The 19,018-nt window shown below is 69.3% G+C and carries 20 protein-coding genes; 11 read left to right on the top strand and 9 right to left on the bottom strand.

Translation table 11 applies throughout. The features are described 5' to 3' along the window. The first annotated feature begins 105 nt into the window (after positions 1 to 105). Both secG and LCL61_RS31400 read left to right on the top strand, forming a co-directional pair. Positions 106 to 336: a preprotein translocase subunit SecG gene (gene secG / locus LCL61_RS31405; protein WP_016333144.1), complete on the top strand. Its 231-nt coding sequence runs from the start codon at positions 106 to 108 to the stop codon at positions 334 to 336. Between the two features lie 65 nt (positions 337 to 401). After that, positions 402 to 743 carry an RNA polymerase-binding protein RbpA gene (locus tag LCL61_RS31400; protein ID WP_034311760.1) on the top strand — a complete coding sequence of 114 codons (342 nt, stop codon included), beginning with the start codon at positions 402 to 404 and terminating at the stop codon, positions 741 to 743. 13 nt (positions 744 to 756) lie between these two features. Here LCL61_RS31400 and LCL61_RS31395 read toward each other — a convergent pair whose 3' ends face one another. The 7 genes from LCL61_RS31395 to tkt form a co-directional block, all read right to left on the bottom strand. Further along, on the bottom strand, positions 757 to 1,959 hold the full coding sequence (locus tag LCL61_RS31395) for a sensor histidine kinase (protein WP_340683110.1): 1,203 nt from the start codon (positions 1,957 to 1,959) through the stop codon (positions 757 to 759). 447 nt (positions 1,960 to 2,406) lie between these two features. Continuing rightward, the gene (pgl, locus tag LCL61_RS31390; protein ID WP_340683109.1) at positions 2,407 to 3,162 is read right to left on the bottom strand and encodes a 6-phosphogluconolactonase; all 756 of its coding nucleotides are present in this window, start codon (positions 3,160 to 3,162) and stop codon (positions 2,407 to 2,409) included. Further along, the gene (gene opcA / locus LCL61_RS31385) at positions 3,159 to 4,157 is read right to left on the bottom strand and encodes a glucose-6-phosphate dehydrogenase assembly protein OpcA (protein WP_340683108.1); all 999 of its coding nucleotides are present in this window, start codon (positions 4,155 to 4,157) and stop codon (positions 3,159 to 3,161) included. Before opcA ends, pgl begins: the two co-directional genes overlap by 4 nt. Then, positions 4,154 to 5,683 (bottom strand): glucose-6-phosphate dehydrogenase, encoded by a 1,530-nt coding sequence (zwf, locus tag LCL61_RS31380; protein ID WP_063270998.1) that lies wholly within the window; start codon positions 5,681 to 5,683, stop codon positions 4,154 to 4,156. The genes opcA and zwf overlap by 4 nt, the downstream gene beginning before the upstream one ends. Continuing rightward, positions 5,680 to 7,299 (bottom strand): glucose-6-phosphate isomerase, encoded by a 1,620-nt coding sequence (locus LCL61_RS31375; protein WP_340683107.1) that lies wholly within the window; start codon positions 7,297 to 7,299, stop codon positions 5,680 to 5,682. Before LCL61_RS31375 ends, zwf begins: the two co-directional genes overlap by 4 nt. A gap of 8 nt (positions 7,300 to 7,307) precedes the next feature. Then, complete coding sequence (gene tal, locus LCL61_RS31370) at positions 7,308 to 8,420, bottom strand: transaldolase (protein WP_340683106.1); 1,113 nt, start codon at positions 8,418 to 8,420, stop codon at positions 7,308 to 7,310. Between the two features lie 71 nt (positions 8,421 to 8,491). Beyond that, on the bottom strand, positions 8,492 to 10,594 hold the full coding sequence (gene tkt, locus LCL61_RS31365) for a transketolase (RefSeq protein ID WP_340683105.1): 2,103 nt from the start codon (positions 10,592 to 10,594) through the stop codon (positions 8,492 to 8,494). A gap of 300 nt (positions 10,595 to 10,894) precedes the next feature. On the opposite strand from tkt, the gene LCL61_RS31360 reads away from it, so the two are divergent. The 7 genes from LCL61_RS31360 to LCL61_RS31330 all read left to right on the top strand — a co-directional run bounded on the left by LCL61_RS31360 (position 10,895) and on the right by LCL61_RS31330 (position 16,151). Next, positions 10,895 to 11,875 (top strand): heme o synthase, encoded by a 981-nt coding sequence (locus LCL61_RS31360; RefSeq protein ID WP_037344026.1) that lies wholly within the window; start codon positions 10,895 to 10,897, stop codon positions 11,873 to 11,875. A 352-nt stretch (positions 11,876 to 12,227) separates the two neighbouring features. Beyond that, the gene (locus LCL61_RS31355) at positions 12,228 to 12,437 is read left to right on the top strand and encodes a hypothetical protein (protein WP_340683104.1); all 210 of its coding nucleotides are present in this window, start codon (positions 12,228 to 12,230) and stop codon (positions 12,435 to 12,437) included. Between the two features lie 15 nt (positions 12,438 to 12,452). Beyond that, entirely contained in the window at positions 12,453 to 12,608 is a 156-nt protein-coding gene (locus LCL61_RS31350) for a hypothetical protein (protein ID WP_340683103.1), read from the top strand. Positions 12,609 to 12,610: 2 nt separating this feature from the next. Continuing rightward, complete coding sequence (locus LCL61_RS31345) at positions 12,611 to 13,000, top strand: hypothetical protein (protein WP_340683102.1); 390 nt, start codon at positions 12,611 to 12,613, stop codon at positions 12,998 to 13,000. Positions 13,001 to 13,064: 64 nt separating this feature from the next. After that, complete coding sequence (locus LCL61_RS31340) at positions 13,065 to 15,326, top strand: HelD family protein (RefSeq protein ID WP_425341945.1); 2,262 nt, start codon at positions 13,065 to 13,067, stop codon at positions 15,324 to 15,326. Positions 15,327 to 15,336: 10 nt separating this feature from the next. Next, the gene (locus tag LCL61_RS31335; RefSeq protein WP_219153041.1) at positions 15,337 to 15,906 is read left to right on the top strand and encodes an FKBP-type peptidyl-prolyl cis-trans isomerase; all 570 of its coding nucleotides are present in this window, start codon (positions 15,337 to 15,339) and stop codon (positions 15,904 to 15,906) included. Continuing rightward, positions 15,906 to 16,151: a cold shock domain-containing protein gene (locus LCL61_RS31330; RefSeq protein ID WP_340683101.1), complete on the top strand. Its 246-nt coding sequence runs from the start codon at positions 15,906 to 15,908 to the stop codon at positions 16,149 to 16,151. Before LCL61_RS31335 ends, LCL61_RS31330 begins: the two co-directional genes overlap by 1 nt. 62 nt (positions 16,152 to 16,213) lie before the next feature. On the opposite strand, the gene LCL61_RS31325 is transcribed toward LCL61_RS31330, so the two are convergent. Together LCL61_RS31325 and LCL61_RS31320 are read right to left on the bottom strand one after the other, a co-directional pair. Next, complete coding sequence (locus LCL61_RS31325; protein WP_340683100.1) at positions 16,214 to 16,741, bottom strand: GNAT family protein; 528 nt, start codon at positions 16,739 to 16,741, stop codon at positions 16,214 to 16,216. Beyond that, complete coding sequence (locus tag LCL61_RS31320; RefSeq protein ID WP_340683099.1) at positions 16,738 to 17,709, bottom strand: quinone oxidoreductase; 972 nt, start codon at positions 17,707 to 17,709, stop codon at positions 16,738 to 16,740. The genes LCL61_RS31325 and LCL61_RS31320 overlap by 4 nt, the downstream gene beginning before the upstream one ends. A 95-nt stretch (positions 17,710 to 17,804) precedes the next feature. Between LCL61_RS31320 and LCL61_RS31315 the strand changes: the two genes are divergently transcribed. Both LCL61_RS31315 and LCL61_RS31310 read left to right on the top strand, forming a co-directional pair. Continuing rightward, complete coding sequence (locus LCL61_RS31315; protein WP_340683098.1) at positions 17,805 to 18,113, top strand: hypothetical protein; 309 nt, start codon at positions 17,805 to 17,807, stop codon at positions 18,111 to 18,113. Next, the gene (locus tag LCL61_RS31310) at positions 18,110 to 18,976 is read left to right on the top strand and encodes a hypothetical protein (protein ID WP_340683097.1); all 867 of its coding nucleotides are present in this window, start codon (positions 18,110 to 18,112) and stop codon (positions 18,974 to 18,976) included. Before LCL61_RS31315 ends, LCL61_RS31310 begins: the two co-directional genes overlap by 4 nt. The last annotated feature ends 42 nt before the right edge of the window (positions 18,977 to 19,018 follow it).

Here is a 19,018-nt window from a genome sequence, read left to right as displayed (position 1 = left end):
CGTCACACAGCAGTGGACGAGTCCAGGAGTACGGTGTGTTCTGGCGGTCGACAGCCGCCGGTGGCACACCGTTTTCCTGCATTCTCCAAGAGCGCAGAGGATGACATGAAGCTGTTCCTGCAAATCCTGTTGATCGCCTCCAGCGTGCTGCTGGTGGTCGCCGTGTTGCTGCACCGCGGCCGTGGTGGCGGTCTGTCTTCGCTGTTCGGTGGCGGTATGCAGTCGAGCCTCTCCGGCTCGAGCGTGGCCGAGAAGAACCTCGACCGGATCACGCTGCTGCTGGGCGCGGTGTGGCTGATCAGCATCATCGGCCTCGGGCTCCTGCTCAAGGTCTGATCGATCCAGGTGTTTCGGCGTGCCTATGGGGGGCGCGCCGCCGATCCCTATAGGTGTGAGGATTCATGGTTGGCGGTAACGCGATTCGGGGCACCCGTGTGGGTGCCGGTCCTTCGGGCGAATCGGAACGGGGTGAGTCGGCGCCGCGGCGCCGCATTTCCTACTGGTGCGCCAACGGGCACGAGGCACAGCCTTCGTTCTCGATGGACGCCGAGATTCCCGACGAGTGGGACTGCCCGCGCTGCGGGCTCCCCGGTGGGCAGGACGAGAAGAACCCTCCTGCCGCGCCGCGGACCGAGCCTTACAAGACTCACCTCGCGTACGTGAAGGAACGGCGTTCCGACGCCGACGGCGAGGCCATCCTCGCCGAGGCGCTGGAGCGGTTGCGCCAGCGCCGGGAGATCTGAGACTCCCCGAGGCCTACCGGTCGAGCGGGTACCGGGCACGCACCCGGAACCCGCCGTCCTCGGTGTCGGCGGTTTCGAAGCTCCCACCCAGCAGTCGAGCGCGTTCGGCCAGCCCGGTCAGCCCGTGCCCTCCCGAGGGCAGGGCCGCACCGGGGGTCCGAGCGCGCTCGTTGCGTATTTCGACCTTGAGCGAACCGTGCTCGCCCTGGATCCGGATGGTCGCGGTGGCGCCGGGCGCGTGCTTGTGCACGTTGGTCAGGCATTCCTGCACGGTCCGATAGGCCGCCGCCGAAACCTGGCTGGGCAGGAGGTCGGGGATCCGCTCGACGGTCAGATGCACCGGGACGTCCGAGCCGCGGATCAGCCGGTCGAGTTCGTTGATCCCCGGCCGGGGCCCGTCGTCTTCGGAGCCCGAGCGAAGCACGCTCACGAGTGAGCGCAGCTCCTCGAGCGTCTTGGTGCTCAGCTTCCGGATGACCTGCGCGGTTTCGAGCGAGCGGGCGTCGGTGGTCTGCGCCTGCAGCGCGCCGGCCTGCATCGCGATCAGCGTGATCTGGTGCGAGACGACGTCGTGCATCTCCCGCGCGAGGCGGGCACGCTCTTCCGCGCGGACGGCGTCGGCGTGGAAGCGGCGCTCGCGGTCGCGGCTGGCGGCGAGTTCGGTGAGCTTCTGCGAAATCTCGGTCCGCGCTCCGATGAGCAGGCCGATCGCCACCGGCATCCCGGCGACGATGACGCCGTAGATGCCGTCCAGGACGTGCTCACGCCAGCTGAGCTCGACGAAGTCGGCCAGCGGCCACTGGACGAACCGGCAGGTGAAGACGAGCGCGAACCCGGTCCAGGTCTGCCAATGCATCTGTTTGCGGGTGGCGAGGAACCCGAGTGCGATCATCGCGGCCAGCTGCGACCAGCCCGCCAGGAACCCGGGGACGGTGACGATCACCGCGAGGAACGGCAGCTTGCGCCGGAAGGCGAGGCCGAGGCACGCGGCGCCGGACAGGTAGATCGAGTACGGCTGAGCCTTCTCGGGGATCACCAGCCACACGTCGAGCGCGGCCAGGAAGATCGCGAGTGTGTCGATGCCCAGCGCGACCAGCGCCGGGCGTTTGATCTTGGCGAACGACATGACCCCGGCGGCACGGCGCATCCGGTCGGCGGCGTCCGCTCCGGAGCCGCCCACCGAGATACCTGGCATCGAGAGACCCTCTGTGCTCATCGCTGGCGACCTCACTCGTCTTGTGGACTTGAATGGTGAGACGTGTTCTTCGCCCGATCGGGACGCGCAGGAACGAACAAATGTGCGGATGCTAACGGGTGGATGTACAAGGGCGGTAAGTTTCCCCCGGTCGGGCTAGCGACTGTCCGGTCACTGTCCGCTCTGCGGACAAGTGCATGAACGTTCGGTCGGTCAAGGCGCGGACCGGACCACCCGGGCTCGGTGGTCCGTCGATCGTTCCGACGCGCGAACGGACCGCCCCTGATGTGAAAGCCGGCAAGAGTTGATCTTTGTCACTTTCCGCCCCCAGACGGTTACAGAAGGCGTGATGCCGTGAAGGCCTCCTTCACTACCTTCAGGGTAGGGAAGGAGGCCTTCACGGACTTCCGCCATGGGNTTCCGATCTCGGCTCAGCCGAGGGGAAGGGGGCCTTCACGCGCGAAAGCGTCAGCCCGTAGGTGGCTGGTAGACCTTCGTCAGCTTCGAGGCGGAACCCCGGTCCAGCAGCCAGAGCGTGCGACGGCTGCCGCGTGCCCCCGCCACCGGGATCTCGACCTCGCCCGCACCGGCCAGCGCCTGCGCGACGGCGTCCGCCTTGGCGTCGCCGCCGGTGACCAGCCAGATGTCCTGCGCGCGACGGATCGCGGGCAGGGTCAGCGAGATCCGGGTCGGCGGCGGCTTCGGGCAATCCCGTACCGCGACGACCGAGCGCTCCTTCTCGTGCACGGCCGGGCTGTCGGGAAAGATCGAGGCGGTGTGCCCCTCCCCGCCGAGGCCCAGCAGCATGATGTCGAACGCCGCGTCGTTGGCGGCGAGCACGTCAGCGTATGCCGCGGCAGCGTTGTCCACGTCATCGCCGAACTCGCCGTCCGAGGGTGCCATGGCGTGCACCCGCTTCGGGTCGAGCGGGACGTGGTCGAGCAGCGCCTCGCGGGCCTGCTTCTCGTTGCGATCGTCCGAGTCCGCCGGGACGAAGCGCTCATCGCCCCAGTAGAGGTCCAGACGCGACCAGTCGATGGCGTCACGGGCACTGGAGTCGCGCAGTTCGCGCAGGATCGCGATCCCGGTGCCACCGCCGGTGAGCACCACCGAAGCGGAGCCCTTGGCGGCCTGGACGTCGACGATCCGGGTGACCAGCCTGGCCGCCGCGGCGGCGGCCAGGAGGTCCGGGTTCTCGTAGACGACGACCTCGGTCTTGCTCATGAGGCGCTCTTCGCGGTCTTGGCGGGTGGCTTCTTGGCCGGAACCGCCTTCTTCGCCGGAGCGGCCTTGGCCGCGGTGCCCGACGAGATCTTGCTCAGCCCGTTCAGCGAAGCCTCGTAGACCTCGTCCGGGTCGAGCCGTCGCAGCTCTTCGATCAGGCAGTCCTTGTTGTCGCGCCGCTGCAGGGAGATCCGGCGCGTCGGCTGGCCGGGCTGGGTCAGCATGCCGACCCGTCCATCCGGCCGGTGCAGTTCCACCGGTCCCGACCGCCGGTCCAGCGTCACCGAGATGATCCCCGCGGCACCGGTGCTCTTGACCCGCTTCACCGGCACCTTGAGGTACTCGGCCAGCCAGCCGGCGAGCAGTTCGGTCGACGGCGAGTCGGCCTCGCCGGTCACGGTCGCACCGGTGACCTTCTCGTACGGCGGAAGGTCCAGAGCGGACACCAGCTGCGCGCGCCACCGGGTCAGCCGGGTCCACGCCAAGTCGGTGTCACCCTCCACATAGGACTTCGCCCGCGTGGTGAGTGCCCTTATGGGCGCCTTTTCCGCCGCCGAGTCGGTGATCCGGCGCTGTGCCAGCTCACCGAGCGGGTCCTTGGCCGGAGCCTTCGGACCGGTGCCCGGCCACCAGGTGACGATCGGCGCGTCCGGCAGCAGCAGCGGCACGACCGCGCTCTGCCCCTGCGAGGCCAGCGGGCCGTAGAGCCGCAGGACGATGACCTCGCTCGCGCCGGCGTCGCCGCCGACCCGGATCTGGCCGTCGATCCGCGGCGCCGCGGTCCGCGCGCCCTTGGCCACCACGATCACCCGCGAGGGGTGTTCCCGGCTGGCCTCGTTGGCGGCCTCGATCGCCTCTTCGAGTTTGTCGTCGTCGTCGGCCACTATGACCAGCGTCAGCACCCGGCCGAGCGCCACCTGCCCGCCCTGTTCGCGGATCTCGACGAGTTTCTTGTTCAGCTGCGACGTCGTGGTCGACGGCAGGTCGATGATCACGGACGCCTCCAGTTCCGGCCGGTACGCTCCAGCATTTCGTCCGCGGACGGCGGTCCCCACGATCCGGGCGGGTACGCCTCGGGCGCGCCCTTCTTGGCCCAGTGGTCGAGGATCGGGTCCAGGATCTCCCAGGACAGCTCGACCTCTTCGTTCACCGGGAACAGCGATGGTTCGCCGAGCAGCACGTCCAGGATGAGCCGCTCGTAGGCCTCCGGGGACGACTCGGTGAAGGCGTGCCCGTAGCCGAAGTCCATCGTGACGTCGCGGACCTCCATCGTGGTCCCCGGCACCTTCGACCCGAACCGCAGCGTGATGCCCTCGTCGGGCTGCACCCGGATCACCAGCGCGTTCTGGCCCAGTTCCTCGGTCGAGGTCGAGTCGAACGGCAGATGCGGCGCCCGCTTGAACACCACGGCGATCTCGGTGACCCGGCGGCCCAGCCGCTTGCCGGTGCGCAGGTAGAACGGCACGCCCGCCCAGCGGCGGTTCTGCACCTCCAGCGTCACCGCGGCGTAGGTCTCGGTGGTCGAGTCCTTCGCGAAACCGCCTTCCTGCAACAGGCCCGGCACCTTCATGCCGCCCTGCCAGCCGCCCGCGTACTGCCCGCGCGCGGTGGTCTCGTCGAACGGCGCCAGCGGCTTGGTCGCCGAAAGCACCTTGACCTTCTCCGCACGGAGCGCGCGCGGAGCGAACGAGACCGGCTCCTCCATCGCAGTCAGCGCGAGGAGCTGCAGCAGGTGGTTCTGGATGACGTCGCGTGCGGCGCCGATGCCGTCGTAGTACCCCGCGCGGCCGCCGAGACCGATGTCCTCGGCCATGGTGATCTGCACGTGGTCGACGTAGTTGGCGTTCCAGATCGGCTCGAACAGCTGGTTCGCGAAACGCAGCGCCAGCAGGTTCTGCACCGTCTCCTTGCCGAGGTAGTGGTCGATGCGGAACACCGACTCCTCGGGGAAGACGTCGTTCACGATCTCGTTGAGCTCCTTGGCGCTCTTGAGATCGCGGCCGAAGGGCTTCTCGATGACGACACGGCGCCAGGTGTCCTCGCTCGCCTCGGCGAGGCCGGAGCGGGCGAGCTGCTTGGTCACCACCGGGAACGCGCTCGGCGGGATCGACAGGTAGAACGCGGTGTTACCACCGGTGCCACGCTCGGCGTCGAGGTCCTTGACCGTCTGCGCGAGCCGGTCGAAGGCGTCATCGTCGTCGAAGGTGCCCTGGACGAAGCGGATCCCTTCGGCGAGCCGGTTCCACACCGACTCCTTGAACGGCGTCCGCGCGTGCTCCTTGACCGAATCGTGCACGAGCTCGCCGAAATCCTGGTGCTCCCAGTCCCGCCGGGCGAACCCGACGAGCGAGAACCCGGCGGGCAGCAGGCCACGGTGGGCGAGGTCGTAGATCGCCGGCATCAGCTTCTTGCGGGCGAGGTCACCGGTGACGCCGAAGATCACCAGGCTGGACGGCCCGGCGATCCGCGGCAGCCGCTTGTCGCGCGGATCGCGCAGCGGGTTGTTCCAGGCTCGTGTCACTCGCCGGCCTCCTGTACCGCGCGGACCAGTCCGGCCAGGCCGGCGGCCCGGTCGGTGAGGTGCAGGCGCAGCACCGGGCGGCCGTGCTCCGCGAGCACCTGGCCGTCGCCGAGTGCCTGCGCGTGCTGGAGCACGCCGAGCGTGTACGGCCGGTCCGGAACGTCGAGATCGTCTTCGACGGCGCCGGTGATCTGCAGGAAGACACCGTTCTGGTGCCCGCCCTTGTGGTACTGCCCGGTCGAGTGCAGGAACCGCGGCCCCCACCCGAAGGTGGTCTGGCGGCCGGTCCGCTTGGCGATCTCGCCGCGCAGGACCGCGGTCGACGCGTCGTCGAGACGGTCGAGGTACGCCTGCACCGCGATGTAGCCGGTTTCCGGGGCGGAATCGAAGAAAGCCCGCAGGATGTCCGCGAGCTTTCCGTCGGTGGCCACGCCTGCCGAGCCGAACACCTCGACCGCGCCGTCCACAGTGGACGGCTTCTCGCCGCCCTTGAGCTTGTCCGGGTTGTCGAGCAGCGAACGCGCGGCCTTCTTGGCGGCCTCGACGTCGGGCTGGTCGAACGGGTTGATCCCGAGCAGCCGTCCGGCGAGCGCGGTGGCGAACTCCCACAGCAGGAACTGCGCGCCGAGCGAGCCGGTCACGGAGATCTTCGCCGCGCCTTCCGCCGGTCCGACCGCCACCGGGGTGGCGTCGGCCTTGGCGTCGGCGAAGCCGGGAGCGCTCGGGCCCTCGACGGCGACCGGCAGGAGACCGGTGCCCTGCTTGCCGGTGGACTCGGCGATCAGCTGCTCCGCCCAGTCGGCGAAGCCCTTGATACCGGAACCCGTGTCGCCGATGACGACCTTCTCGGCGCCCTTTTCGTGCGCCGCGACCCACGCCGCGGCGAGTTTGACCGCGGGGTTGTCCACGGAGTCGGTGGCCAGTTCGTCGGCCACCGAAGCGGCCTGGTCGAGCAGGCGGGCGACGTCCGCGCCGGCGAGCCCGGCCGGGACGAGCCCGAACGCGGTCAGCGCCGAGTAGCGGCCGCCGACGTTCGGGTCGGCGAGGAAGACCTTGCGGTAACCCTCCTTTTCGGACAGTTCCGCGAACGGCGAGCCGGGGTCGGTGACGACCACGATCCGCCGGGCCGCGTCGATACCCGCGTCGGCGAAGGCCTTCGCGAAGATCCGCCGGTGGCTGTCGGTCTCGACGGTGCCGCCGGACTTCGACGACACGACGATGACCGTGCGCTCCAGGTCACCGGCGAGCGCGTCGGCGACCTGGCCGGGGTCGGTGGTGTCGAGGACCGTCAGCGGGACGCCGTCGGTCGCCGTGATGACCTCGGGGGCCAGCGACGAACCGCCCATGCCCGCGAGGACGACGCGGTCGACGCCCTCGGAACGCAGATCGGTCCGCAGTGCCTCGATCTCGCCGATCAACGGCCGCGAGGACTTGTGCAGCGTCGTCCACGAGAGACGGATCGACGCTTCGGACTCGGCTTCGGGACCCCACAGTGTGGCGTCCTGGGACGCCAGTTTCGATGCGACCTGGTCGGCGACGAGCCGCTCCGCGAACGGAGCGGCTTCGCCGGCCAGGGCGGCGTCGACGATTTCGACGCCGGTCGTTTCCCCTGCCATGGTCCAGATCAGTCCTTTGCCTTTTCCAGCTGCCCGGTGACGGTCTCGAGAAGCTCGGTCCACGACTTCTCGAACTTCTCCACGCCCTCGTCCTCGAGGACCTTGAACACGTCGTCGATGTCGATGCCGACCACACGCAGCTTGTCGAAGACGACCTGCGCGTCCGGGCCCTTGCCGGTCACCGTGTCACCGGTGATGTCGGCGTGGTCGCCCGCGGCTTCGAGGGTCTTCTCCGGCATCGTGTTGACCGTGTCCTTGACGACGAGCTGGTCCACGTAGCGGGTGTCGGAGTACTGCGGGTCCTTCACGCCGGTGGAGGCCCACAGCGGACGCTGCGGGTTCGCGCCCGCCTCGGCGAGTGCCTTCCAGCGGTCCGAAGCGAACAGCTCCTCGAACGCCGCGTACGCGAGCCGCGCGTTGGCGATGGCGGCCTCACCCCGCAGGGCGGTGGCCGCGTCGGTGCCGATGGCGTCGAGACGCTTGTCGATCTCGGTGTCCACACGGGACACGAAGAACGACGCGACCGAGTGGATGCCCTTGAGGTCGTGGCCGTTGGCCTTGGCCTGCTCCAGCCCGGCGAAGTAGGCCTCGATGACCGCCCGGTACCGCTCGACCGAGAAGATCAGCGTGACGTTGACGCTGATGCCCTCGGCCAGGGTCTTGGTGATCGCCGGGAGGCCCTCTTCGGTGGCCGGGATCTTGATCAGCACGTTCGGCCGGTCCACGGTCTTCCACAGGTCCTGCGCCTCGGCCACCGTCTTGTCGGAGTCCTTGGCCAGCCGCGGGTCCACCTCGATGGACACCCGGCCGTCGACCCCGTTCGTCGCGGTGTAGACGTCGCGGAACAGGTCCGCGGCGTTGCGCACGTCGGTGGTGGTCAGCTCGCGGATGGTGGCCTCGACGTCGGCGCCGCGGGCCGCCAGCTCGCGAGTCTGCTCGTCGTAGGCCTCGCCCTTCGACATCGCGTTGGCGAAGATCGTCGGGTTGGTGGTGACGCCGACGACGTGCTTGTCGCGGATCAGGTCGGCGAGGTTGCCGGTGTTCAGCCGCTCACGGGACAGGTCGTCGAGCCAGATCGAGACACCGGCCTCGGACAGCTGCGCGAGCTTGTCGTTGCTCATCTGAGTCCTCTCAGTGGCGCGAAGCGCCTCAGTTAAGGGTGGGTGGTGGGGATGAGGTGGCAGCATCCCCTTCAGTTCTTGGTGTTGGCGATCGAGCGACGTGCGGCCTCGACGACTGCCTCCGCGGTGAAACCGAACTCACGGAACAGCGTGGCGGCGTCGGCCGACGCACCGAAGTGCTCGATCGAAACGTTCACCCCGGCGTCACCGGTGAAGCGGTGCCACGATTGGGCGATACCGGCTTCGACGGAGACGCGTGCCTTGACCGACGGCGGGATCACGGCGTCCTTGTAGGACTGGTCCTGCGCGTCGAACCACTCGACACACGGCATCGAGACGACGCTCGCCGGGATGCCGTCGGCCTCGAGGGTCTTGCGGGCCTCGACGGCCAGCTGGACCTCGGAGCCGGTCGCGATCAGCACGACCTCGGGGCTGCCGTTGGACGCCTCGGCGAGGACGTAACCGCCCCGCTTGACGCCTTCGGCGCTGGTGCCCTCCAGCACCGGCACGTTCTGCCGGGTCAGCGCCAGGCCCGACGGGTGGTGGACGTCCTCCAGGACGGCCTTCCACGCGTACGCGGTCTCGTTGGCGTCCGCCGGGCGGACGACGTTGAGGCCGGGGATCGCGCGCAGCGAGGAGAGCTGCTCGATCGGCTGGTGGGTGGGGCCGTCCTCGCCAAGGCCGATCGAGTCGTGCGTCCACACGTAGGTGACCGGCGCCTTCATCAGCGCGGCCAGCCGCACGGGCGGGCGCATGTAGTCGGAGAAGATCAGGAACGTCGCGCCGTAGGGACGGGTGCCGCCGTGCAGCGCGATGCCGTTGAGGATCGAGCCCATCGCGTGCTCGCGGATGCCGAAGTGCAGCGTTCGGCCGTACGGGCTGGTCTTCCACATGTCGGTGGAAGCCTTCTCCGGGCCGAACGAGTCGGCCCCCTTCATGGTGGTGTTGTTGCTCTCCGCGAGGTCCGCGGAACCGCCCCACAGCTCGGGAAGCGGCTCGGCGAGGGCGTTGAGCACCTCACCGGAGGCCTTGCGGGTCGCGATGCCCTTGGCGTCCGGCTCCCACTTCGGCAGGTTGTCCGCGAAGCCCTCGGGCAGCGAGCGGGTGGCCATCCGGTCCGCGATCTTCTTGCGCTCCGGGTTGGCGGCGCCCCACGCCTCGAACTTCTCCTGCCATTCGGCGCGGGCGGTCTTGCCGCGGTCGACGGCCTGGCGGGTGTGCGCGATGACCTCGTCGTCGACCTGGAAGCTCTGCTCCGGGTCGAAACCGAGGATCTCCTTGACTGCGGCGACCTCTTCGGCGCCGAGCGCGGCGCCGTGGGCCTTGCCGGTGCCCATCTTCTTCGGCGCCGGGTACCCGATGACGGTCTTCAGCGCGATGAACGACGGACGCTCGGTCTCGGCCTTCGCGGCCTTGATGGCCTCTTCGATCGCGACGACGTCTTCGCCACCTTCGACGACCTGGGTGTGCCACCCGTAGGCCTCGTAGCGCTTCACGACGTCCTCGGACAGCGCGATCTTGGTGTCGTCCTCGATCGAGATCTCGTTGTCGTCCCAGAAGACGATCAGGTTGCCCAGCTCCTGGCGGCCGGCGATCGAGGAGGCCTCGGCGGTGACGCCCTCTTCGATGTCACCGTCGGAGGCGACGACGTAGACGTAGTGGTCGAAGATGCTCTCGCCCTGCGGGGCGTCCGGGTCCAGCAGGCCGCGCTCGCGGCGGGCCGCCATCGCCATGCCGACCGCGTTGGCCAGGCCCTGTCCGAGCGGACCGGTGGTGGTCTCGACGCCCTTGGTGTGCCGGTACTCCGGGTGACCCGGCGTCTTCGAGTCCCACTTGCGCAGCTGCTTCAGGTCTTCCAGCTCCAGGCCGAACCCGGCGAGGTACAGCTGGATGTAGAGGGTGAGACTCGAGTGACCGGCGGAGAGGACGAAGCGGTCACGAGCCGGCCACTCGGGGTCCGCCGGGTCATGACGCAGCGTCCGCTGGAAGAGCGTGTACGCGAGCGGCGCCAGGCTCATCGCGGTGCCGGGGTGCCCGCTGCCGCAGTTCTCGACCGCGTCCGCGGCGAGCACCCGCACGGTGTCGACGGCCCGCGTGTCGAGGTCGGTCCAGTCGGCGGGCACGTTGCGCCGGAGGAGTGGGTTCTTCTCGCTGGTAGAGGCGGTTTCGGACACTGAACTCGAACTCCCCGTCATCAGGTTGTGGCTTCTCTTCCCTCGTGGGTAACCCACGTTGTACCGCTACTAATCTCAATCGATCCGGAAGGGACGATATTCCTGGTCCGGGCCGTTCGCAGGGGCACGCCGCGAGCTACCGCGGCCAGCCTAATGGTTCGGCCGGTCGAGGACCCGCGATCACCCTCTGGAAACAGCACGTCTAACATCGGGGAAGGGTTCAGAACACGGGGATCCGGGGCCGCCACATCACCCGGAAGCCTGGTGGACCCCGCCCCGAAAACTGACGCAGGGAGTGAAATGTCGTTGGTGAACGCTGCGCACGGACGCAGTGACAGCACCAGCGCCGTACATCCGACCGGTGAACGACCGCACGGTGGCCGGCGAACAATCCGCCAGGTCGTCGGCGCGTACGCCGCCCTCGCGAAGCCCAGGGTGATCGAGCTCCTCCTGGTCACCACGATCCCCGCGATGTTCCTGGCAGGCCGGGAGATCCCGTCGCCGTGGCTGGTGCTCGCGACGCTCGTGGGCGGCACCATGGCCGCCGGCAGCGCCAACGCCTTGAACTGCGTCATCGACGCGGACATCGACAAGGTGATGAATCGCACCAAGCGTCGCCCGCTGGTGAAGGAATCGGTGCCCCGGCGCGGCGCCCTGATCTTCGGTCTCGTGCTCGGCGTCCTGTCGTTCGTCGTGCTCTATTTCACGGTGAACCTGCTCTCGGCGATCCTCGCGATCGTGACGATCCTCTTCTACATCTTCGTCTACACGCTGGTGCTGAAGCGGCGTACGTCACAGAACGTGGTCTGGGGCGGCGCGGCGGGCTGCATGCCGGTCGTCATCGGCTGGGCCGCCGTCACCGGCACCGTCGAGTGGCCCGCGTTCGTGATGTTCGGCGTCATCTTCTTCTGGACCCCGCCGCACACCTGGGCGCTGGGCATGAAGTACCGCGACGACTACGAGCGCGCCGGCGTGCCGATGCTGCCCGTGGTCGCCACCCCGCAGCACGTGGCGCGGCAGATCGTCATCTACTCGTGGGTGATGGTCGCGTGGACGCTGCTGCTGGTCCCGGTGACGAGCTGGATCTACACGACGTTCGCGATCCTGGCGGGCGGCTGGTTCCTCTTCTACGCGCACAGCCTGAACGCGGCGGTGCGGCGCGGCGAGGAGACCAAGCCGATGTCGCTGTTCCACCGGTCGAACACGTACCTGATGATCGTGTTCGTCGCGCTGGCCGTCGACTCGGCGATCGGGCTGCCGGCCATCGGGCTGCCTTTCTGATCTTGTAGCGCGTGAAGGCCCCCTTCCCTCGGCTCAGCCGAGGCGAAGACCGTCCGCGTCATCGACGATGGTGGCGGTCAGCTGCTGATCGCCGGAGACACCNGTTCGGTCCAGGTGGTCGTGAGTGGCGATTCGGGTCAGAACACGAATCGCCACTCACGACCCACGCGACCAGGAGGCCCGCCGCAGCCCGGCTTCCCACCTGGTGGCGCACGTTGCCCAGCCCGGTTACCCGTCAGTACCGGCCGGCGGGGTGACGACTGACGACGATCTATCTCCCTTCACTCCCGATGATCGAGCGCGACTTCGCGGTGTCGCTGTTCGTCATCGGCGCGGCGGCGCCGGTGGTGCTGTGGGGCCGACCGTCTTGGGCGCCGGGCCGCGATGCTGGATCCGTTCCCTGCAAGGGATCGGTGCCGGAGGCGCGGCCATCATCGCCCGTGTCGTCGTGCGGGAACTCGGCGACGGCGACGCGCTCGCCCAACGGCTTTCGGTGCTGTCCATCGCGTTCGTCACGGCGCTCGGCGGCGGGCACTTCGCCGGCGGGCTGATCGGCGGGTGACAGGGCGGTCTCGCGGTGCTGACGGCGGCGGGCGTGTTCTGCGTCCTGGGCACGCTGACGATTCCGCTCCACAAGAGCCGCGGCGAGAAGACGGGCATGATCCGGATCTACCTCCGGATCCTCACGGTTCCGGCGTTCCTGCGGCCGAAGATCGCGGCGGGCTCGGGCTGAGCGTGGACCAGTACGGCGGCCTCGGCCTCCTCTTCGGACTGGCCTACTTCGCCGGCGCGCTGGTCATGACCGGCGCCGGCCTGCTGACGATCGTCTTGTGGCTCTTGCCCGCGATCCCGTTCACGGCCGCGTTCGTGACGTTCGTCGCGCTCTGCTGCGGGACCACGTTCGGCCAGGCCGCGCTTTTCCCGAGCAGCATGGCCGTCGCGGTGAGCGAAGTGTCCGGGTACGGCGCGTACGCCGTCGCGCTGTGCGGGTTCGTCGCGCAGTCCATCGCGGGTGTCGCCGCCACCTTCGCCGCGCTGCTCCACGAGAACGTCGTGTGGGCGAGTGTGGCCACCGTCCTGTCCCTCGCCGCCTTCCTCCTGGTCCGGGTGAGAGCGCGGGAATGAGATGATGGCGGGCGCCGTTGTACTTCATTCGGCCCCTGTCCCACCTCTCGAAAGCAGGCTGCTTTTGTCCGTGTCCCCGGACCGGGAACCCGACGCGCTCGAGCAGGACGTCGCGCTCGAGCAGCAGTACGTCACCACCCTCTACCGCAAGCTCGACACCGAACGCGTCGACGCGCAGCGCAGGCTCGACGAGACGCTGCGCCAGACCGGCGGCACCCCGCAGGCGCGCACCGAACGCGACGTCGCCACGACGCTCTACACCGACAGGCTGTCCCAGCTGAGTTCAGTGGAGCAGGGCCTGTGCTTCGGCCGCCTCGACTTCTTGCCGGACCACGCAGAGGAGACCACCTACATCGGGCGGCTCGGGCTGTTCGACGAGGACGACGACTACCGTCCGCTGCTCGTCGACTGGCGCGCGCCGGTCGCGCGGCCCTTCTACCTCGCCACCGCCGCTTCACCCGAAGGTGTGCGGCGCCGCCGCCACATCCGGTCGCTGAGCCGGAAGGTCGTCGGCGTCGACGACGAGATCCTCGACCTCTCCGCCGCCGACCAGGGCCAAGACCTCGGCCTCGCGGGCGAGGCGGCGCTGCTGGCCGCGCTCGAACGTCGTCGCACCGGCGAGATGAGCGACATCGTCGCCACCATCCAGGCCGAACAGGACCGCATCATCCGCGCGTCGCCGAACGGGGTGCTCGTGGTCCAGGGCGGCCCGGGAACCGGCAAGACCGCCGTCGCGCTGCACCGCGCGGCGTACCTGCTCTACACGCATCGCCAGCAGCTCACCACCCGTGGCGTGCTGGTGGTCGGGCCGAACAGCACGTTCCTCCGCTACATCGGGCAGGTCCTGCCGTCGCTGGGGGAGACCGGGGTGCTGCTGGCCACGATCGGGCAGCTGTACCCGGGGCTGGACGCCGACGGGCCGGTCACCCGCGAGGCCGCCGAGATCAAGGGCCGTCCGGTGATGGCCGACGTGCTCGCCAACGCGGTCCGAGACCGGCAGCGGGTGCCGGAACCGGTCCTGGAGATCGAGTTCGAGCGCGAGATCCTCATGCTCGACCGCAAGACCTGCACCGAGGCGCGGACGCGGGCCCGCCGGTCGCGCCGTCCACACAACCTCGCCCGGCGGATCTTCGTCTCGGACCTCCTCGACGCGCTGACCCGGCAGGCCGCCCGCAAACTGGGGGAGGACCTGCTCGACGCGCGGGACGTCCAGGACATCCGGGCCGAGGTCGCCGCGGACAGGAACGTGGCCGCCGCGATCGACGGGCTGTGGCCGAAACTCACCCCCGAGATCGTGCTCGACGAGCTGTTCGCCGACCGCGAACGGTTGCGCAGCGCGGCCGGGAAGGCCTTGTCGGACACAGATCGTGAGCACCTCTACAGCCCGACCGACGCGAAGTGGAGCCCGTCGGACGTCCCGCTGCTCGACGAACTCGCCGAATTGCTCGGCGAGGACGACACCGAAGCCCGTGCCGAGGCCGCTCGCCGCGAGCGGGAAGACCGCGCCTACGCGGAGGGCGTGCTCGACATCCTCGAACAGGACGAGGAGATCGTCGACGAGGAACTGCTGCGGGTGGGCGACGTCCTCGACGCGGAGCTGTTCGCCGAGCGTCAGCAGCGCCGCAGCGAGATGACCGCGGCGCAGCGGGCCGCCCAGGACCGGACGTGGACCTTCGGGCACGTGATCGTCGACGAGGCGCAGGAACTGACCGCGATGGACTGGCGGCTGCTGATGCGCCGGTCGCCGAACCGGTCGATGACGCTGGTCGGCGACGTCGCCCAGACCGGGGCGGCCGGTGGGGCGCGGACGTGGGGCGAGGCGCTTTCGCCGTACGTCGCCGATCGCTGGCGGCTCGAAGAACTGACCGTCAACTACCGGACTCCGGCGGAGATCATGGCCGTCGCGTCCCGGGTGCTCGCTGAGGTCAACCCGGAACTCGAAGCGCCGGTTTCGGTGCGGGAGACGGGTTTCGAGCCGTGGCTGCGTTCCGTGGACCCGGCGGATCTCACCGCGGAACTGCCCGGCCTCGTCGACGCCGAACTGTCCGCTGTGGACGGTGGGACGGTCGCCGTGCTGTGTCCGTCGCCCCTGGTCGCTTCGCTCTCGGAGACACTCGGCGAGGCGGGGGATCGGGTGTCGGTGATGCCGGTCGAGCGGGCGAAGGGCCTGGAGTTCGATTCGGTGCTGCTGGTGTCCCCGGGCGAGGTCGTCGCCGAGTCGCCGCGCGGGCTCAACGATCTTTATGTGGCTCTGACCAGGGCGACCCGGCGGATGGGCGTAGTGCAGACCGGTGACCTTGTTCCCGCGCTGGAGGGTCTTGGCTAAGGTCGGCCGCATGCGCACATTCGGCAAGATCGTGGTCATCGGCGCGGGCGTCCTCGCCCTGGCGGCCTGTGGCGAGAAACAGAACACCGCAGGTTCGGCCCAGACCTCCGGCGCGGCCCCCGCGTCGGCGTCTTCGTCGGCTCCGGCCGCCCCGAAGGGCAAGGAATGCACGGCCGAGGACGTGAAGACCACCGGGAAGTTCGGCGAAGCGCCGACCATCACCATCCCGGACGACTGCGACCCGCCGAAGAAGCTCATCACCAAGGACCTCGAGCCCGGTACCGGCGAGGGAGCCAAGGCGGGCGCGAACCTGAAGATGAACTATTCGCTGGTCACCTGGTCCAACAAGCAGAAGCTGGACAGCTCGTTCGACCGCGGCGAACCGTTCGAGCTGACGCTCGGCGCGGGCATGGTCATCCAGGGCTGGGACAAGGGTCTCGAAGGGATCAAGCAGGGCGCGCGGCGGCTGCTGATCATCCCGCCGGACCTCGGTTACGGTCAGGGCGGGAACGGCATCGCGCCGAACGAGACCCTGGTGTTCGTGACCGACGCGGTGAGCGTCCCGACCGACAAGGGCTGATGGGGACTTCAGACGGCCGTGTCCACCGAGGCCGGGTTCGTTCCTGGCTGGTGGACGATGGCTGGGGAGTGGTCGAGTCGGCCGACTTCGCCGACCCGATCTGGGTCCACTATTCGATGCTGGAGGGTTTCGGCCCTGGCGAGTTCCGGCAACTCCACGTGGGCGACGAGGTCGAGTTGACCGTCGAGCACGCGGAACAGGACGAGTTCCGGCTCCGAGCGCTCTGGGTCCGCGCGATGGGCTGAAGTCCGTGAAGGCCTCCTTCCCTACCTTGAGAGTAGGTAAGGAGGCCTTCACGGCGTCCTGATCAGCCGGCGTACTCCCAGGTGAGCAGAGTGATCTCCAGTCCCTTCTCGACTTTGGGCTCGGGCGCCGCGTCGGTCAGGGCGTAGCCGACGCGGCGAGCGACGGCTTCGCTGGCCGCGTTCTCGGCGTCGATCTTCAGCTGGAGCGGGCCGAGACCGAGGTCCAGCGCGTGGGCGGTGAGCACCCGCAGCGACCGCGCCGCCAGGTCCCGCCCGCGGTGCGCGGGACCGACGGCGTATCCGAGTTCGGCCGCATCCTCCTTCAGGAACAGCACCACTTCGCCGAGCGGCTCGCCGCCGTCGGCCGTGATGGCCAGCCGCAGCCCGTTGCCCTCGGCGCGACGGTCGACGGCCTTCGCGTAGTGCGCCTTCGCCGCCACCTCGTCGAATGGGGAAGGCAGCGGCGTGAACCGCGCGACGGCGGGGTTGTCGAACAGCCCCGGCAGGAACACGATGTCGTCTTCGACCCACTCCCGCAGGACGAGCCCCTCGCCGGTGAGCCGGACTGCCTCCGGCCAGAGCGCCGTCACGGGATCAGCAGGAGCTTGCCGGTGGTGCGGCGCCCCTGGAGGTCTTCGTGCGCCTGGCGCGCGTCGGCCAGCGGATAGCGGCCGCCGATCCGGATGTTCAGCGAACCGTCCTGGACGGCGGCGAACAGTTCGTTCACACGCCACTCCAGTTCCTCGCGGGTGAGCACGTAATGCGCGGAGGTCGGGCGGGTGAGGTACACCGAGCCGCTGCGGTTGAGCAGCTGCGGGTCGATCGGCGGGACCGGGCCGCTGGCCGCGCCGTAGAGGGCGAGCAGGCCGCGGATCCTCAGGCTCGCCAGGCTGCCGTCCACAGTGGACTTGCCGACGCCGTCGTAGACGACCTCGACACCCTTGCCGCCGGTGAGGTCGCGGGTGGCCTTGGCGAAGTCGACCTGGTCGTAGCGGATGACGTCGTCCGCGCCCGCCTGCTTGGCGAGTTCGGCCTTCTCGTCGGTGGAGACGGTGCCGATGACCCGGGCGCCGCGGGCCTTGGCCAGCTGGACCAGCAGCAGGCCCATACCACCCGCCGCGGCGTGGATCAGCACGTCGTCACCGGCCTTGACCTCGTAGGTCGAGGCGATCAGCGCGTGCGCGGTGATTCCCTGGAGCATCGTGGCGGCGGCGGTCTCCTCGGACACGCCGTCCGGGATCTTCACCGCGATCGTGGCGGGAACCAGACGGCGCTGGGCGTAGCTGCCCAGCGAACCCTGCCAGGCGACCCGGTCGCCGACGGCGAAACCGGTCACGTCCGCGCCGACCGCGGCCACCGTGCCGGCGCCCTCCATGCCCAGGATGAACGGGGTGTCGACCGGATAGATGCCCTCGCGGTGGTAGGTGTCGATGTAGTTGACGCCCGCCGCCGCGACGTCCACGAGCAGTTCGCCGGATCCGGGTTCGCCTACCTCGACTTCGGACAGTTCAAGGACTTCGGGACCACCGGTTCGCCGGATCTGCACTGCCGCGGGCATACATCCTCCTCGTTCAAGGTCGTTCCGACCGGGACAACTATGGCCGACGCCACGGTTATTCCGCGTCCCGGGCCTTTCGCGGTTAAGCTCGGCCCGTGGCTGAGACCGAAGAGAAGACCGAGACCGCCGCCCCCACGTCGCGCCAGGTCGCGGCCGCTCGCGACTTCGTGAAGCGGCACGGGAAGCCGTCGCGCGCGGTGATGGAGAACATCGGCCGGATCGGCGCGCGGGTCGTGCTCGTGGGTGCCGACGGCGCGCTCGGCGACGTCGTCGTCGCCTCCGTGGCGGCTGGCGAGGCGCTGGTGGAGGCCGTCGAAGACCTCGAACCCGCCGAATGGGACAGCGAGACCGTGAAGGCCACCAAGATCGGCGCCGAGCACCGCCGCCGGATGGCGGGGAAGTGAGCGGCTCCGCGATCTTCGCCGCCTGCTCCGCGCTGCCGGAAGGTGATGGCGACGAGCACGCCGTACCCGAGGCGCTGGCCGACCTGGGCTTCAAGACCCGATGGGCCGCCTGGGACGACACGACCGTCGACTTCGCCGCCGCGGACATCGTCGTGCTGCGCGCCACCTGGGACTATGCCGAGCGCCGCGACGAGTTCCTGTCCTGGACCGAGACCGTGCCGACGCTGTCCAATTCGGCCGAGGTCGCGCGGTGGAACACCGACAAGTCCTATCTGGCCGAACTCGGCGACGCCGGGGTCGCGATCGTGCCGACGACCCTGATCGCGCCGGACGAGAAGGCCCCGCGCTGGCCCAAGGGCGAGTTCGTGCTGAAGCCCGCCATCGGCGCCGGCTCGCGGGGAGCGGGCCGGTTCACGGCGGGTGACGCGGCCGCCGCGCATCTCTCCGGGTTGCAGGCCGACGGGAACACCGTGCTGCTCCAGCCGTATCAGTCCAGTGTGGACAGTGCGGGGGAGATCGCGCTGGTGTACTTCGGCGGCGTGTACTCGCACGCGTTCTCGAAGGCCGCGATGCTGGGCCGGGAACTCGACGAATCCGGGCTGTACGTGACGGAGAAGCTCGCGCCCGTGCAGCCCGCGGCGGGATTCCGCGCGCTGGCCGAAGACGCTTTGGACGCGACGGCGGCGCTGCTGGGCATCCTGCGCGCGGAACTGCTCTACGCCCGCGTGGACCTCGTCGCCGGGCCGGACGGCAGGCCGCTGCTGCTGGAACTGGAGCTCGTCGAACCCTCGCTCGGGTTCCGGCAGACCGACGCCGCCGCGGCCTGGCGTTTCGCTTCCGCCGTACGGCAGCAACTCGCCTGACCCGATGCTATGAACGGGCCGTTCCTTGCAAAATTTGCAAGG

The sequence above is a fragment of the Amycolatopsis coloradensis genome (assembly GCF_037997115.1).
GTDB classification, from domain to species: Bacteria; Actinomycetota; Actinomycetes; order Mycobacteriales; family Pseudonocardiaceae; genus Amycolatopsis; species Amycolatopsis coloradensis_A.
Note: the sequence above shows the minus strand (reverse complement) of the source record. Positions and strands in the feature narration are given on the sequence as shown.